This is a genomic window from Candidatus Neomarinimicrobiota bacterium, from assembly GCA_016784545.1.
Lineage (GTDB): Bacteria > Fidelibacterota > UBA8477 > UBA8477 > JABMPR01 > JABMPR01.
The window spans coordinates 1-17,649 of sequence record JADHUM010000010.1; the positions used below are offsets into that span (position 1 = coordinate 1).

Below are 17,649 nucleotides of genomic sequence, written 5' to 3' on the forward strand. Positions count from 1 at the left end.
CTTATGAGACATATTACTTAACAGAAAGGAAACTGTTCATCTAAAGATCGCTGATAATCAGATATCGTGAACCCACAAACTTTTTTGATCAAATGTATCAGACAAAACTCTTTAACTGGGCTTTATATCGGAATCAGGGTATCCAATTAAAGTGTCCTTATCCCTTGACAGGTGTGGGGGTTAAAATTAATTTCGCTGGCTTTGTATCAATTGCGATCAAAGCAGCAACGGAAGGAGCCTATGGCTAAAAAAGTTAAAAGGATCGGTGGAGACACAAATCGCAGCCTCAGTAAGTATCTTGAGGAAATTGGTCAATATGAACCGCTGGATCCAAAAGATGAGATTTCTCTGGCCCAGAGGGTCAAGCAGGGTGACCGTCTTGCACTAAAAAAATTAACTGAAGCGAACCTTCGTTTTGTGGTCTCTGTGGCCAAAGATTATCAGGGTCAGGGTTTGCCGCTGACTGACCTCATCAATGAGGGCAACCTTGGTTTGATCAAGGCTGCTGAGCGTTTTGATGAGACCCGTGGTTTTAAATTTATCTCCTATGCTGTCTGGTGGATTCGTCAATCCATTCTCCAGGCACTGGCAGAGCATTCACGTATTGTTCGTCTTCCCTTGAATCGTGTCGGTACCATTTCCAAGATTTCAAAAACTTCTGATCGTCTTGAGCAGAAACTGGAACGAACACCTACCGAGCGTGAAATTGCCAAGGAACTGGACATGGCCCCTGAAGAAGTGGCCGATGCCATTCGTATCTCCAAGCGCCACCATTCCCTGGATGCACCTTTCCAGGAAGAAGAAAAAAATTCACTCATGGATGTGATTGAGGATGAGCATCAGGATGCTCCTGATTTCGATCTCATGTCTGATTCATTAAAAAAAGAAATTCGATCTGCCCTGGACACTCTGAAAGATAGAGAGCGGGAAGTTATCCGCATGTACTTCGGCATTGATCGTGAATATGCATTAACCCTCAATGAAATTGGGGAAGAATTTAATCTGACACGGGAACGTGTACGTCAGATCAAGGAGAAGGCCATCAAGCGTCTCCAGCACAAATCCCGTAGTCGTAAACTGCAGACCTATCTAGGTTAATTTGAGAGGAGGTGAATTCGCACTATGTCAGTAATGGTAACTGTTAAACGAGATGAGCCGTTTGAAAAGGCACTGAGACGTTTTAAGAAAAAGTACGAGAAAGCTGGTATTCTGAAAGATGTTAAGAAGAACTCCTTCTACCTCAAGCCAACCGAAGAGCGACGTCTACGTCGCGCCAAGGCAGCCAAGCGTAGCCGTCAGACTCCTCGCTACTAAACTTTAGCGTGGATTAGAATTAGAACCCCGGGAAATTCCTGGGGTTTTTTTATTATAAAAGGATTCGTGCCTACACCGCTCATTTATTTTTTTAGTTTTCTCTAGAGTACTTCCACCCTGGTTTAGCATGTATATCCCATGTAGATTATTAGATCAACTAGAGCTAGTAGAAAAACCATATGACAGGTGTTGATATGTCCAAATCCCTTTATTTGCTCGGTGTAATTCTGGCGCTTTTCGTAGGGCTCGGAGCCTACACTTTTAACTATGGTGAAGGGTTGTCCTACTTTAGTAAGAATCCAGAAGCCTGTATGAATTGCCACATCATGCGAGCCCAATTTGACTCCTGGCAGAAGGCCAGTCATCATACTGCTGCAACCTGCGTCGATTGTCATTTACCTCATGCTTTTATTGGAAAATATATAGCCAAGGCTGAAAATGGCTACAACCATTCAAAAGCTTTTACACTCCAAAATTTTCATGAACCAATCATGATTACCTCCAAGAACAGCCAGATTCTTCAAGAGAATTGCGTCCAATGTCATGCTGCGATGGTGGCTGAAATCGCTGATGATCAACATTATAAAAATGAGAACATACAATGTGTGCACTGTCACTCCTCTGTGGGTCACGGTGATAGAGTGGGTCTTGGCGGACCCTTACTCAATAACGAATATGGGGAGCGAGAAGAATGAACAGGCTTGCAAAGTCCAAACCGACCCTGGCCATCTTGATTGTCGTGGTCATCGCAATGACTGCAACGATCACGGCCTTATTGGTGAACATGGTAGAGCGAAAAACAGAGGCCACTAAGAACTATGAGCGCCTGGTTGAGGTTGGCGAGAATGACACCGACCCTGAGACCTGGAAAGCGAACTGGCCACGCCAATATGATGGCTACATGAAAACCGCATTATCAACCAGAACCCGTTTTGGTGGTCATGGAGGCAGTGAAGCCCTGCCTGAACAAAAGATTGAAAGGGACCCCTGGTTGAAACGCATGTTTAAGGGCTATGCATTTTCCATTGATTACAGGGATCGCAGGGGACATGCCTATATGCTTCAAGATCAAGCGGAGACAGAGCGGCAGACCAAGCCACAATCTGGCTCCTGCCTGCATTGTCATGCCTCGCTCATGCCGCTTTATCGGGAGTTGGGTGATGGAGATGCCATGAAAGGATTTGAAGGAACAAACAAATACTCCTATCAGGAACTATACCAATTATTGGAGGAGAACGGCAACGCTCACCCTGTTTCCTGTGTGGATTGTCATTCACCCAAGACCATGGAAATCAGGGTAACCAGACCTGGATTTATCCTGGGCATACAAGCCTTGGCTGAGTCTGATGTTCCCGTTCCACACCTCCAATCCATTGAGCGGTGGCGTGCTGGGTCAAAAAACAAACCTTACGATCCAAATCTGGATGCCAGTCGAGGTGAATTGCGGTCCTATGTTTGCGGACAGTGTCATGTCGAGTATTATTGTGGTAGTAATATGACCCTTACTTTTCCCTGGGGAGAAGGTTTGAAGGTTGAACAGGTTGAAAGTTTTTGGGATAATCTGACCTTCCCAAATGGCGATCAGTTTTATGATTATACCCATGCTGAATCCGGTGCAAAAATCCTGAAAGCCCAGCACCCTGAATTTGAGCTTTGGAGTCAGGGTCTACATGCCAGAAGTGGGGTTGCCTGTGCTGATTGTCATATGCCCTATATGCGGGATGGTGCCAGTAAAATTTCTGATCACTGGGTTCGCAGTCCCCTCCTCAATGTAAATCGTGCCTGCCAGACCTGTCATCGCTTCTCTGAGGCCGAGTTACTGGAACGGGTGGACCATATTCAGGAACGAAACTTTGAACTTCTTCAAAGGGCTGGCGCTGCGCTCATGGGGCAGCTGGATGCCATTGCTGATGCCAAATCAAGAGGTGCAACAGAATCAGATCTTCAGCCAAGTTTAGATCTGCAAAGAAAGGCTCAGTGGCGTTTAGATTTTATCGCGGCTGAAAACTCCATGGGGTTTCATGCCCCACAGGAAGCAGCACGAATTCTCGGTGAAGCCATAGATTATGCCCACCGGGGAAGTCAGATAGCTACAGCCTGGTCCGAGTAATAATTTTCAGCAAATGAAACAAAAAACCCGGGGGCTTCTCCGGGTTTTTATTTTCCACAAAGACCAGTTGATTAAGAGTCAAATGGCTATGTTTCGTATGTCGCTATGGGTCAGTTAGTTACAGTTTAGTGAAACAGGCGGTATCCGATTGTGCATTTAGATCATCGCAAATACACCATCTTGATGGTCTTGCTATATGATCCTGTCTGCAATCGACAGAAATACACACCCGTACTTACTGGGTTAGCTGCCTGATCCACCCCGCCCCACTGAACTTCGTAGCCCCCTGGAGGTTTGTCAGCTTGGTCAAGAATGATTACTTCACGCCCGGTAATGTCAAAGATTGTCAGCGCTATTTCTGATTTTTCAGGCAAATCATAGCTGATGGTTGTGACAGGGTTGAAGGGGTTGGGAAAATTCTGTTTTAAATCATAGGCGATCGGAATTTGTTGGTCGTTTTCATCAATTCCAACATAGCCCAGCAAAACACCTGTGTCTTCCCAGAAGGGGACCCCTCCAGATTTTATGAGAACATTAAAATAAATAGGCGTCCCGTCCATTATATCCGCGGCAGTGCGCACACCGAGATAGGATAATGTCTGCCCCACACCTCCTGGGGGAATTTCCTCTACCATTGAAGTTGAATAGCCACCATTTATCACAGCATTTGTGTCAGCATCTTCTATCTCAACAGTTATATCTTCTGCTGTGGTCGATCCTAGATTCTGGACACTCAGATTAAAGTAGATACTGCTGTTTGCTGGGATAGCTCCATTTGCTGGATGGAGTTGCTCCGTGGATTCGAAAGACAAGGGTCCAATGTTCGTAAAATGGACAAGATCCTGAAAATTAAAATCCTGTTCAGTCTCCATATTTCTGATCTCAATACCTATTCTATATTTATCAATTGGCGCAGGCATCTCCACATAGTTCCCCCAAATACCATCTTGAGCTAGACTGTCACCATGTTGACCGTCATCATATAGCATGAAATCATCGATATGGTCAAAGCCCCAGTTCTCAACTCTTACGGTATGCTCAAATGAAAACTCGTGTGGGTTTATAATTGTAGAAATGAAGTGAAGTGAATCTTCATTTATATAGCTGACATAGCTTTCTGTGGGGTAGACTAATCTGCGAGATTGCTTTTTTAGCCATTCAAACAAGAAATAATTATCATAAGCATGTTTGACTATGATGTGATCCGCCCCAGCAAATTCTGAATAAATAACTCTCGCATTGTTGTTGATTGCATCAAGGAGTTGTGTGTTGGTTGAGTCTTCAGCATAAACCGTGGTTAGCCCAGTGCTCTCATAAAAAGCAATGCGGCCTAACGAATAACTAACGCCAGAATCTTCAGACCCATGAAACATCCAGGCAGGAACGTGTTTGGTCCCAGATTGATACCCGCTGACAGTACTCACAGTTACAGCCGCAGCAAAAAGATCCGGGGTATGGTTCAGCATCCGCCAGGTTCCGCCACCCCCCATTGACCATCCAGTGACCACAATACGTGTCGTGTCAACCGGGTATTCATCGATGACACTTCTGATGATTTCATGGACTGTGGCTATGTTATTCTCTCCCCAATCCTGAGTGGGAGCCTGAGGTACGATTGTGAATTCATTATATCCGTAGTGTTCGGCGTTTGCTCGCCATGGCAATCCCTCATACAGCTGCCATTCATTGTCTGAGCCCCACTGACCAGATCCATGCAAAACAACACTTAGTGGATAAAGCGAGTCACTATCAAAATCCAGGGGGAGGGCAAAGCGATAGTGCATATCTCCATGTACTTCATACTGAAAATTTTCTAGAATTAAATAGTCCTCTATGTCTACTTGCACGGTATCATTCCCACCATAAGCTCCCATATCGGCATTTAGGGTACCCATAGCTGGCCACAACGGTTGAGTCGGGTTGGCGGGGTCAAAACAATCATTATATCCAGGACCCGGATTACCAGCGTCAATGGCTGGACTTGCACTGCTCAGATGGAATATTTCATTTTCAAACAGTGGGTCAGTTTGGAGGTTTCCATCACCTGGAAATGTTTCCTGAGTAATGGAATAGCTGATATTGAGATTACCTCTGATATAGATACCCAGATCTGTAAGTGCCGTATTACCCCAAACTATATTGTTAACTGCCGTACAGTGCCCGTTGGTTAAAAATAGGCCACCACCCTTTCTGCTTGCGTGATTATTGGCAATGGTACTATTAATTAATCGGAAATTAAAGCCTACATGATTACCCCAAGCGGCTATTCCGCCACCATGGGGCGCTGCATTTTCAGTTATGAGATTATTGTATAAGATCGGACTGTTCGCGAAAATAAAGATGCCGCCACCGCCAGAAATACGATCTATATCATTAACTGCATTCACCGTATTTGAATTTATAGTATTGCCACTCAGGACTACATTCCGGGTAACAAATATAGAGATACCACCTCCGACTACTGTTGAATGTCCAATCACCGAGTTATGTGAAATCAGATTATTGCTTATCCTTATACTTCCCTCTCCCGAGAGAGAAACACCAGCCCCAAAAAGGAGTGATTCACCCACAAGACTATTGTTCGCAATTAGGTTATTGTTTACGACAACAGTTCCAATGTCCCACGTGGCCGATGATCCTGAATGAATAAAAATACCTGCACCATCTATCTCGCTACTGCGCAGTATGTGATTATCGATAATGTGGTTATTTGTGATTTTTGCTCCACCTAATACAAAGACACCTCCGCCCAATACAGGCGGACCGGCACCTGCAAGACCGGCCCAGCTTGAGACGTAGTTTCCACTCCCCCCAGTAATAGTAAAACCATTGAGGACGGCGGCTGTATCTGTGCGTGATGTGATGGTGACCACAGATGCGTTGGCTGAGCTTCCATCGATGATAGTACCACTAATATGTGATGTATCCTGATCCAGGGCAAAGTGACTTGAAAGAAATACTGCCTTCCCGTCAAAATTTATGTTCTCGAGATATTCTCCAGGTGCTACCAAAACCGTATCACCATCAGTGGCGTTATCAATACCCGACTGAATACTGGGTGAATCGGCCGGAACATTGATGATGGTTGCTAGAAGCCCTGAAGTAATCACCAGGTTTAAAAGTAATGCATTTTTCATAATATTCCCCTCTAACTAAGATTTCAATCAGCTCAACGAATCAGAAGGAATACATACAGATGGTGGATCAGCTTGGCATGCACAGAATATAATGGACTCATTGCTAACCAGCAAATTTTCCCAGGATTCTGCTCTAGTTTAAGGATTTTTCATGGGCTGGACTTGCACAGAGGGTGCAAATCCTATCACAAATGGAACATTTGGAGGGAATTTAGTGTTTTTAGAAAATCCGGTGGTAGAGCCACTGTGGCCTAACCCTTTACAGACTACTCTTTAACTTCGTCTTCCCAGGATAGTCCCAACCACTTCTCAAAAACCAGCTTTTGGGTATCACTGGGTTCCTCGATCTGTTTGAGTTCTGAGATTTCTGTCGGTTTAAAACCCACTGTGAGATGAATATCCACCAGAATGCCATTGCGGCTCACGGTGCAGATGATCCTGTCACCTGGGACCTTTTCTTTAAAGTAGTCTGGAGTTGCGCTTTTCACCCTGAAACCATCGATGGCCACCAGCTCATCATGGACATTGAGACCGGCATCCCAGGCGGGAGAATTTTCGACAACAGAGGTGATCATGATGCCACCGCTTCTGTCGCGCAGGGTTGCTCCATGATAGGAACTCTTTTCTGTGGTGGAATCCAAATCTAATCCCGCCAGAGCAAAAACCTCGTCATAGGGCAGGGGCTCTACACCAAATATAAAATCATCGAAAAAGGTGGTCAAATTCAACCCACTGACAGCCTCGCAGACTTTGCGAACATCATCACTGGTGTAGCCCTTCTGCTGCTGGGCAAAATCGCGATTCAACCTGAACATGACATCATCCAGGCTGGACTTACCCTCCATAGCAGCAATGATCTTGATATCCAGCAGCAGCCCCAGCAGATGACCCTTGTTATAATAGGATATGGTTGAATTGCTGGAGTGCTCGTTTGATCGATAATATTTTATCCAGGCATCAAAACTGGACTCAGCCACGGACTGGTGATGTTTCCCGGGCCGGGATTCCAGGGTGTTAATCTCATCTTTCAATACGTCCAGATAGGCTGCTTTGTCCACATGTCCAATGCGTTGCAAAATGAGTTCATCATAATAGCTGGTGAAGCCCTCAGCCATCCAGAGCTCATCCAGATAATTTTCCTGGTCATAGTCAAAACTGGCGACACCCTGGGGGGCGAGACGTTTTACGTTCCAGGTGTGGAAAAATTCGTGGGCCACCAGTGACAGAAAACTTTTATAGCGTTCATCATCATTGAAGGACCAGCGTCGGATAAAATTAACGGAGGAGTTGGCGTGTTCCAGACCCCCGCGACCTTCTTCTACATGAAAAATGAAGCTGTAATGATCATAAGGTAGACCACCGAATATTTTAGCCTCTGCTTCAATGATCTTTGTAAAATCACTGACCAAAACTGAATCAGCATAATTGCTGGCACCGTACAATGCCATGACATGGGGTTTTCCCAAAACCTCAAAGTTTACGATATGCTGGTTTCCCAACTCCAGGGGAGAGTCAACCAACTCATCATAATCCTTCGCAATGAAATCCACATTCCCGGGTTGATTGAAAGGTTCCAGGGCCGTGGTGATCTCTGACCATCTTTCCGGCATATTGATATGCAGATGATGTTTCCGCTGCAGGTTCTTCTCCCAGTACATGAGGACGCTGGCTGGGACGACCAGTGCATGGTCGGCATTGAGAAAACTGGTTCGAACACTATGTTCAAAGGCGTAGACGCGATAGGTCACAATGATATCCTGACTACCCTTGCCCTTCACCTGCCAGTGATTCTTGTCAATCTTTTTGATCTTTAACATGGTATCATCTGCACTGCGGGCACTGATATCCTGGACATTCCTGGCATATTCTCGCACCAGATAAGAGCCGGGTGTCCAGACTGGGAGAGCCACCACCTCAGTGCCTTTAGCTCCTTCAAGCCGCATCTCAACTTCAAAGAGATGGGTGTGGGGTTCTGACATTGAAAGGGTGTATTGGACACTTTTCCCAAACAAGCCGGACCAAATCAGAATCAAACCAAGTATTATCTTTGCAGTAAAACGCATGCGAAACCCCTTTAACAATATCGACCTCAAAATATGCACTGAAATGATATTCCAACAAGGTTTTGCTTGGACTTCTGGGACGAGTTGATATGAGATATCCAGCGATGATTATAATCCTCGCGTGGTAAAATGATTTCTTTATTCTCTTTTTAAATTATTTTTCACCCAACCCCCAAACAGAAAGTTTTTCCCATGCATCGTAATTCACGACGACGCCCTTATCGCCCATTTGGCTATTATTTTATTACCACCAACGTGTGTGAAGGGTTTGCTGTTCTTAACAGACTTGACTATGGACACCTTCTGGAGCATGTCTTGTATTTTTCCGCTCGAATCCACTCGAGCACAATCATTGCGTATAAAATCAATCCTGATCATGTCCACTTGATTGTCCAGATTGGCAAGAAGGGGACAATCTCGGATTTTATGGGATCGTGGAAACGGCAATTTTCCAGGCAGGTAAATCAACTCCTGTTCCAAGAGGCCCTGAGTAATACAGTATATCCGGGTAACGATGTACCACCAGGCGACGATTCGAATCGTCGCCTGGTGACAACCAACAATTTCCGTTGGCAAAAATCATATCACTCCCACCTGATCACAAGTCACCGGGATTTTGAGAATCACATCAATTATATCCTCAAACAGCAAAAACATCACGGTTTGGAGGACAATAAATATTGTTTTGTTGATCATGGACATGTTTTCAAATTTAAATGATTCATGGTGGGATTTGGGTATGGGGTAATCAAGGCCAGGATTCGAAACGCAGTAAGGCGAGGGAGTGTAACGACGCTCAGCCAATCCTGGCCCTGAGGATAAAAAAACATTTTGTTCACCCAGGGTGAACAAAAAAGGGCCGGCGAACCGACCCCTTGATCAAACTGTTAAACAGTTAACTATTTGGCAAATTGCTCTGCAACAAAATCCCAGTTGAAAATCTTCCAGATTTCTTCCAGGTATTTTGGACGGGCATTGCGATAGTCAACATAGTAGGCATGCTCCCAGACATCCACTGTAAGCAGGGCTGTCTGTCCGCTGGTCATGGGTGTTCCTGCGTTTGATGTTGAAGCGATGGCCAGTGAACCATCAGCATTCTTGACCAACCAGGTCCAACCTGATCCAAAATTGGTTGCAGCAGCTTTGGAGAACTCGGCCTTGAAGTTATCAAAGGAACCAAAGGCAGCATCCATAGCTGCGCCAAGATCGCCTGAAGGAGCGCCGCCACCATTTGGCGATAAGCAATTCCAGTAAAAAGTGTGATTCCAGACCTGGGCAGCATTGTTGAAAATACCCCCTGAGGCTTTCATAATAATTTCTTCCAGACTTGAGTTTTCGAACTCAGTTCCAGGAGTCAGATTATTCAGATTTGTGACATAGGCATTGTGGTGCTTGCCATAGTGATAATCCAGGGTCTCTGCTGAGATCACTGGAGCCAAAGCGTCTTGAGCAAATGGTAGGGCTGGTAATTCGTGTTTCATCATTTATCTCCTTAATTTTAAGGGCTTAACGTTACATATATTGTCATCATTACAGTATAATCGGAGAAACCCCCTTGTAAAGCGACATCTTCTCAGAAAAAGTCGCCCTAACTTAGCCAGTGAACCATGTCGCAAGAAGGGAAATTGCAAAGTGGCAGGCAGGTTAACCCTATTCCTAACCACTTAAATTTGTTAGATATTGTCAGTATCTATCCAGACAATAATTGCTTAATTTTCAGGCCTTGTGAACAGCATCAATCGACATCCTCTCATTCTGATTTTAGTTTCGCTTGTCCTGGCGCTAAGCGGGAAGGCTGAAGTAGTCTATGAGTCAGGAGATCTCATGGAATTTATTGGCGGGATATCTCCAGGGACGGCTTACGACAATTATGTCAGCCACGTCTCAGAAGGCATCGCTGATGAGGGATACAATGATTACGGCCCAGACTGGGTGGATGTTCAAAACAATGGTTTTGGCAACTATCGCATAATCCCGGATTTTACTTATACGCTGGTACACTGGCGCAACATCTTTACCGCCCTCTTGCGCAATGATGTGGACCTGGCAGACCAGATGCTCAGCGATTCCCTGGGAACCTTTCATTATGATCTGGTTCAATTTGAAGATGTGGTGTACAACCGTACCTTTTATCTCATCCGCGAACGTCTCGATATGTCTTATGAGGACAGAAACCTACTGGAGGTCCCCGGGGACGATGTTTTTGGAAGTTTTACCAACGGCTGGGGCTTGTTTATTATTAGTCCCGATGCTGGCAGACAGCATGTGATCGTGGAAGTGCCCCATCCCTGTGATGATTTCATTTCTCCCTATCTGGGAACGGAAATGTTTCTTCAGGCCGATGCCTTCGCCATGGCGATATCAGGTGCTGGAAGGGAGGTGAAATGGACAGAATCTGGGGGCTATAACAACAACAAATCACTTTCAGATCCCTCTCGGAATGGCAACACTGTTTTTCAGGTTTTCCATGAAGTACTTTGTGATTCATTAATACAGTTGGGTCCACACTCGCCCCTGGTACTTCATACACACAGTTTTGATGACAATAACGCACATGCAGATTTCCAGAGTATTGTGCTTTCTGGTGGCTGGGATGCTGCCAACGCCAATAAACCTATCAGGGATATATCTGATGATAATCTTGATCTGGTAAATTTTACACAGGAATACCCCGTTGAGGCAGCGCAGTTTGGTGATCATGGTGCTGAGCGGGTCGATGAATACTATCGAGTTCATTACAGCGGCAATTTCCTCTATCATGGTGCCAGCGATGATATAGAGGTACCACACACCGAAACCTTATTGGGTCCCAATACCGGTGTTCAGATGAACTATCTCAGACAGTTTTTCAATAATAATGAGGTGTATGAGCCCTGGGTACAGATTGAGTTTTTCGAGAAACCCATGCTTTTCCAGGATATGGATACGCCCCTCACGGAGCTGTATGCAGGAGAATACCCCAGTTCCTACCAGAATTACTCTATCCTGCTTGAGTACTACCAGCCCTTTATTGATGCGTTGGAAGCCTATCTGACCAATTGGATGGATGTAGCTGATGAAACACCCCCTCCAGCCATTCCCAACTGGCGGACAGAGTTCGATGGCCAAACCTATGTCAGCCTCAGGTGGGATCCCGTTTATGATACCAACCATAAAACCTATCGTATCATTTATGGTTTAGACAGCCTCACGTCTGAATCGCAATTCATGGATGCTTCAACTTCAATTCAATTTGCAGATCCCAATTTGAATCATGTCATGATGGAAAATCTTGACCCTGCCGGAGACTATGTCTTTAAAATCGAAGCCGAGGACCATTTTGGCAATTTCTCTCCAACAAGCAATACCATAAATGACAATATTCCAGGTCACGACCCCATCACCATCCTTGAAAATTTTGACTCTGGGATTATCAACCTGCAATCCTATGCAGACGAGGACCGACATCCTCTATCGTGGGTTTTGGACAATGGCAGAACCTTTATGAATTCGGAATACTCACTGGAAATCTGGGGCAACACCTGGAAATCTCAAAGTATCAATCCTCATCCTGTGGTTGATGGTTCGGTTTTTCAGGTGGCAGCTTATGTGGAATCCAGAGGAGAAATCCAGGGGGTTGGATTCCAGGATTCTCTCAACACACTATACTATGCTTTTGATGGAAGCGAACAGCTGGACATCGAGGAGTGGGTCACCGTGTATCAGGGATATTTTCCAGATGATACCTGGAACCTGTTTCGTTTACCTCTAGGGGATGATTGGTTCGCGCGCTTTGATTATTATCCCAACCTGACAAATATAATCTACATCAATGACCGTGATACAGATGATTCAGGTCGCATTTTTTTTGACGAGCTTTTTGACATCACCAACGCTATTGCTTTTGCACCTGAAGTAGAGATTCAACATTCCCAGAGTCCACACTACAGAAACAGCACAAATCAGCGCAGTGTGGATGTCACATTCATGGCTGAAGTCAATGACCCAGATAGCGAAAACCACAGCTATTTCTGGAGTTTTGGCGATGGAGAAACCAGTTACGACCCAAATCCCGCCCATACCTATCTGGTGGAAGATGACCACGATTACACCGTCCTTTTACAAGTCACAGACGAATCAGGTACCATGGGACAGGCCAGGGCTGAGATTGTCGTAGATCAAGGGAATGAGAGTAGTTTCCCGCTGAAATTGAATTTTGTTGGTGATATCATGATCGCCAGGAGATATGAAGATAGTGGTGGTATCCTGGAAACTCAGGGGATCAGTGGCATATTCGAGCCCACTTTCGGGCTCCTGGGAGATGCCGCCGATTTAACCATAGCTAATCTTGAATGTGTCATGACCTTGGATGGCGAGGAACATCCCACCAAATCTGTGACCTATAAAGGGCGTCCTGAATATGTCTCCGCTCTGGCCGATGCAGGGATTGATGTTGTTTCACTGGCCAATAACCACACCCTGGACTATGGATTGGTCGGGTTGCAGACCACCCAGCAAGCACTGGAAGCGAACAATATTTTATACTCAGGTTCAGGAGAAGATAGTGATGAGGCCTATGAACCCATTTTTACGAACAATCTAGGCGTATCCATTGCCTGGCTGGCCAATTGTGACCGCACCGGTCAATACAATAATTTTCAGCCCTATCTGAATGCCGGATACAACAAACCAGGCTTTGCTTATCTCACCCCGCACTACCTGTTACAACAAATCAGCGCGGTTCGGGATGTGGCGGATCTGGTTGTCATGGAGATGCATGCAGGTAGTGAGTATTCCTCCTCTCCAGGAGCCGGCTACGATGGCTATTTCGGTTCTGATATCGCAGCTGAAGACTGGATCGCTCCACGAGAACTAAACCAAAACATGAATTTGGAAGCAGATAGCGATGAGGATGAAAATTATTCACCCCTCCTGGATGTTCCCCATATGTGGGATCGTGAAATTCGGCATTTGGCCATTGATGGCGGTGTCGATCTGGTCGTTGTCCATCATCCCCATATCATTCAGGGTTTTGAGGCTTACAACGGCAAGCTGATAGCTCATTCCCTGGGAAATTTTATCTTTGATCTAAACTACCATGAAACCTTCCCCTCAGTCATTCTCAACGCTGAAGTGAATGCCAGTGGTTTTGCCGCTTATTCAGCCACACCAGTTTATCTGGATGACTATATCCCCGTTCCAGCCACAGGTGCTCTGGGTACTCACCTGTTAAACTACCTTGCCAGCAAGTCCAAAGACCTGGATACTTATCTTTTTGTTGATCAGGAAAATGTGAGTGCTTCCATCTGGCTTGACACCCTTTCCATGCCCCGAACATCCATTTATAACCGTCGTTCTTTTGATCTTCATCTTATTGGAACGACCTGGATGTCAGATCCCCTGGAAATACACGAGAGGGGGAGTCTCTCCTCTCTGGAATCACCTCCAGGAACAGGCTGGGAATATCGTCTGGGTCGTGAACTCCTCTGGTATGGCAACATGGAAGACGAGGGCGCCAGTGAATGGAATACAAACAGCAGTGATGAGTGGTTTGATCTAACAGAAGCACATTCCGGGGAACGTTCTATTGGTCAGCACCGCACAGCCAGTTCCGGGGATAATGTGATCACAAATCTTGAAAACCGCATTCGCCTTGATGCCACAAAAAAGCATCATATTTCTGCCTGGCTCAAGACCCAAAACGCCGGGAACGTTAAAATACAGGTGAGATATTATGCGGGTCGTACCACCTCCACCATCCTGGCTACCCATGATATGAATTCTGGTGTAAACGGTACGACGGAGTGGACCTATTTCCACCAGGAAACCATGCCCCCCTCCAATGCCACCTACTTTGATATTCGGTTGAACACTGATACACCATCAGCAGGTGATAGCTATGGCTGGTTTGACGATGTTCGTTTTATTGAATGGACTGATTGGCGAGATGCTCCAGAAGCAGACATCAAATCACCCAATGATTATTATTTTGTTCAATTAAAAAATGGAATTATCGCCAATAACATTTCCTTTGAATTTGTAGAAACTGTCTATACTGACCCCGAAGCGATGGTCCCTGACTTTGAGACCGATGTGACTATTGGACTCATCGATACAGAAATTCACTTTACTGACCTTTCAACAGGCCCAGTGGGATGGTGGGAGTGGGACTTTGGTGATGGCAATCAAAGTATTGAACAGCATCCCACTCATATTTATAGTGAGCCCGGTATTTATGGCGTCAGCTTATCTATTATGAATCACACCGGGACACTTCTAACTGAAATACAGCCAGATTTAATGCGGATCTTTTCTCAGTATTTTCCTGGAGATCTTAATTTTGATGGTCAAAATTCAATCAGTGATATCGTGATCCTCGTGAATATCATCATTGGTGAAATCATTCCCAACGAAGCCCAATACGAAACTGCCAATGTGAATGGAGATGCCCATATCAATGTTCAAGATCTGATTTCACTCATTAATCTCATTCTTGATAACTAAAAAAATCTTGATAAAAACGGATGATTCCGCTTATTTTATGGTTAACAATTAACCCTCCAAAACTATTTTCATCTTATGACCAATTGGCGTGTACTAGATATTATCAAGACAAGTACTGAATTCCTGGAAAAGAGGGGTGTCCCTGACGCTCGTCTTGATGCAGAAATCCTCCTGGGAAAAGTCCTGAACAAAAATCGCCTGGAGCTATATCTCTTCTTTGATCGACCCATGGGTAAGGACGAGATGGATCTTTACCGCGAACATGTCAGGCGCAGGGGAACCAGAGAGCCGCTGCAGCATATCGTGGGTGAAACCGGTTTTATGAATCTCATCCTCAAAACCACACCAGCAGCATTAATTCCTCGTCCAGAGACAGAGATTTTGGTTGAGAAGACCCTTGCGTTAAACGTCAAGCCTGAAGCCCGTATTCTGGATATTGGTACAGGCTCTGGATGTATTGCCATCGCATTGGCACAGTCTCTTGAGAACGCAAAAGTTCTGGGTATCGATATTTCAAAGGATGCTCTGGCTTTAGCCAAAGAAAATGCCACGTTGAACCAAACTCAGGTGGTTTTTCAGGAAGTTGATATCCTCCAAGCCCTTCCTCGTATGGATGGACGGTTTGACATAGTTGTCTCCAACCCACCCTATATCGCACCTGATGAAAAAGACCAACTGCAAGCTGAAGTAGCACAGTTTGATCCTGCAATGGCTCTGTTTGATAAGAGTGATGGCCTCAACTTTTATCATCGCTTTGCTGATATTTTACCCGATTTACTCATCCCGGGCGGCCATTTTCTATTTGAGTTTGGAGGCAGTCCTCAGGAAGCTGCAGTATTAAATATTTTTATGGAGAAGGGGTTCCATGACCTGGAAATCATTCAGGACTACAACGGAGACCCCCGAATCATTACGGGCAAATACATCCCGTGATTTGTTAAAAGGAATTGAAATTGAAATCTCGAATTATTGCCTATGTTTTTATGATCATTTTGCTAGCGGCTCATTTTTCTCGTGGGGAAAACGACATCCTGGCCGGTTTCACGCTACTCATTCCCTTCCTCTTCCTGGTTAAACGAAACTGGGTCATTATCAGTCTTGAGCTTTTCGCCTATCTTGCTGCTGTGGTCTGGTTGTATAGCGCCTATGCGTATATCCAGATTCGAATCGCAACAGGTGATGACTGGATCAGGCTTTTAGCCATCATGAGTGGCGTGGCTCTCTACACTGCCTGGGTCGGCTTTTTTCTACGATCACCTAGAATCAAAGAAGTCTATGGAATGAAGGAATGATACCTGCGGGGGACTCTCAGAAGCCATTCAAAACCTTCTGCAATGATCTGAATATAGATCTTCCCATTATCGGGGGAGCCATGTACCCCTGCTCCAATCCGGAATTGGTGGCAGCCATCTCAGAGGCCGGAGGTATGGGAGTCGTCCAACCTTTGAGCCTGACCTATGTCCATGGCTATGATTTCCGGGAGGGTTTACGCTACATTCGCAGTCTCACCACGAAACCAATTGGCCTCAATCTCCTCATAGAAAAAAGCTCTCAGCGTTATCTGGACAGAATTAATAGTTGGCTGGATATTGCTCTAGAGGAAGGGGTGCCATTCTTTGTCACTGCTCTTGGAAATCCGAAACATTACGCAGAGAAGATTCACGCCCATGGTGGGTTGGTTTTTCATAATACTACCAATCGAAAATGGGCTGAGAAGGCAATTCTGGGAGATGTAGATGGCCTCATTTGCGTGAATGATCGCGCCGGAGGGCATGCCGGAACCGAGTCAGCAGCCAGGCTTTATGAAGAATTGGCCGACTGCGGAAAGCCACTAATTTGTGCCGGGGGAATCAGTTCACCTCAAGATGTTGCCAGTATGCTGGATTTAGGTTATTCAGGTATCCAGATGGGAACCCGATTTATCGCCAGCAAGGAATGCAGTGCACACCCCGATTATAAAAAAGCCATCTTAGACGCTGATGAAAATCAGATTGTCCTGACGGATAAACTTTCAGGGGTGCCTGTTTCTGTTATTGAAACGGTCCACATTAAAAAAATGGGGGTGCAAGCAGGACCCTTGGCTCGATGGCTCCTGCGGGGATCCAAAACAAAAAAATATATGCGCATGTTCTACTCATTACGCTCATTCAGAACCCTCAAAAATGATAGCGGTAAAACTGGGGATTATCATCATTTTCTTCAGGCAGGTAAAAGTGTTGGGGGTATTAAAAAGATACAGACAGTCCAGGATATAATGGAGAGTTATCGTCTCGTCCTGTGACACTCATTAATCTATACTCCCTTTCTCACTTCTTTATCTGGTTTATAGCCGGCCGCTATATCAAGATGGGTTGGCTACTATTCTTGATCCTCTCTATTGGATGGGAGGGGCTGGAATTGATTTTACCTTTTGAGTTTGCTGAGGAATGGATAGGCAATAAACTGGCTGATGTTGCAGTCAATGTCATGGGATTCTACCTGGGTAATCGGCTTAAGACCTATTCTCTAAATCGAGGCAACTAAAGGCTCCCTGTCAGAAGCG

The 17,649-nt window shown here is 45.3% G+C and carries 13 protein-coding genes; 10 read left to right on the plus strand and 3 right to left on the minus strand.

The features are described from left to right. Positions 1-240 precede the first annotated feature (240 nt). The 4 genes from ISR87_03615 (at position 241) to ISR87_03630 (ending at position 3,424) form a co-directional block, all read left to right on the plus strand. Positions 241-1,098 carry a sigma-70 family RNA polymerase sigma factor gene (locus ISR87_03615; GenBank protein ID MBL7024519.1) on the plus strand — a complete coding sequence of 286 codons (858 nt, stop codon included), beginning with the start codon at positions 241-243 and terminating at the stop codon, positions 1,096-1,098. 33 nt (positions 1,099-1,131) lie between these two features. Continuing rightward, positions 1,132-1,314 (plus strand): 30S ribosomal protein S21, encoded by a 183-nt coding sequence (rpsU, locus tag ISR87_03620; GenBank protein ID MBL7024520.1) that lies wholly within the window; start codon positions 1,132-1,134, stop codon positions 1,312-1,314. A 179-nt stretch (positions 1,315-1,493) separates the two neighbouring features. Continuing rightward, positions 1,494-2,009, plus strand: coding sequence for a cytochrome c nitrite reductase small subunit (gene nrfH, locus ISR87_03625; protein MBL7024521.1), 516 nt, complete (start codon positions 1,494-1,496; stop codon positions 2,007-2,009). Beyond that, positions 2,006-3,424, plus strand: coding sequence for an ammonia-forming cytochrome c nitrite reductase subunit c552 (locus tag ISR87_03630; GenBank protein ID MBL7024522.1), 1,419 nt, complete (start codon positions 2,006-2,008; stop codon positions 3,422-3,424). Before nrfH ends, ISR87_03630 begins: the two co-directional genes overlap by 4 nt. Before the next feature lie 161 nt (positions 3,425-3,585). Here the strand turns inward: ISR87_03630 and ISR87_03635 are convergent, their stop codons facing one another. Both ISR87_03635 and ISR87_03640 read right to left on the minus strand, forming a co-directional pair. After that, positions 3,586-6,561: a prolyl oligopeptidase family serine peptidase gene (locus tag ISR87_03635; GenBank protein ID MBL7024523.1), complete on the minus strand. Its 2,976-nt coding sequence runs from the start codon at positions 6,559-6,561 to the stop codon at positions 3,586-3,588. Positions 6,562-6,827: 266 nt separating this feature from the next. Next, positions 6,828-8,624 carry a M61 family metallopeptidase gene (locus ISR87_03640; protein MBL7024524.1) on the minus strand — a complete coding sequence of 599 codons (1,797 nt, stop codon included), beginning with the start codon at positions 8,622-8,624 and terminating at the stop codon, positions 6,828-6,830. A 192-nt stretch (positions 8,625-8,816) separates the two neighbouring features. Between ISR87_03640 and ISR87_03645 the strand changes: the two genes are divergently transcribed. Next, on the plus strand, positions 8,817-9,344 hold the full coding sequence (locus ISR87_03645; protein MBL7024525.1) for a transposase: 528 nt from the start codon (positions 8,817-8,819) through the stop codon (positions 9,342-9,344). A 179-nt stretch (positions 9,345-9,523) separates the two neighbouring features. Here ISR87_03645 and ISR87_03650 read toward each other — a convergent pair whose 3' ends face one another. Beyond that, positions 9,524-10,105 carry a superoxide dismutase [Fe] gene (locus ISR87_03650; GenBank protein ID MBL7024526.1) on the minus strand — a complete coding sequence of 194 codons (582 nt, stop codon included), beginning with the start codon at positions 10,103-10,105 and terminating at the stop codon, positions 9,524-9,526. 343 nt (positions 10,106-10,448) lie between these two features. On the opposite strand from ISR87_03650, the gene ISR87_03655 reads away from it, so the two are divergent. From ISR87_03655 to ISR87_03675, 5 genes are all read left to right on the plus strand, one after another. Continuing rightward, positions 10,449-15,107 (plus strand): CapA family protein, encoded by a 4,659-nt coding sequence (locus ISR87_03655; protein MBL7024527.1) that lies wholly within the window; start codon positions 10,449-10,451, stop codon positions 15,105-15,107. 75 nt (positions 15,108-15,182) lie between these two features. Beyond that, on the plus strand, positions 15,183-16,040 hold the full coding sequence (gene prmC, locus ISR87_03660; protein ID MBL7024528.1) for a peptide chain release factor N(5)-glutamine methyltransferase: 858 nt from the start codon (positions 15,183-15,185) through the stop codon (positions 16,038-16,040). A gap of 20 nt (positions 16,041-16,060) precedes the next feature. Beyond that, positions 16,061-16,399 (plus strand): hypothetical protein, encoded by a 339-nt coding sequence (locus ISR87_03665; protein MBL7024529.1) that lies wholly within the window; start codon positions 16,061-16,063, stop codon positions 16,397-16,399. Continuing rightward, positions 16,396-17,388, plus strand: a complete 993-nt coding sequence (locus ISR87_03670) for a nitronate monooxygenase (GenBank protein ID MBL7024530.1) — start codon at positions 16,396-16,398, stop codon at positions 17,386-17,388. The genes ISR87_03665 and ISR87_03670 overlap by 4 nt, the downstream gene beginning before the upstream one ends. Continuing rightward, entirely contained in the window at positions 17,385-17,630 is a 246-nt protein-coding gene (locus tag ISR87_03675) for a hypothetical protein (GenBank protein ID MBL7024531.1), read from the plus strand. Before ISR87_03670 ends, ISR87_03675 begins: the two co-directional genes overlap by 4 nt. The last annotated feature ends 19 nt before the right edge of the window (positions 17,631-17,649 follow it).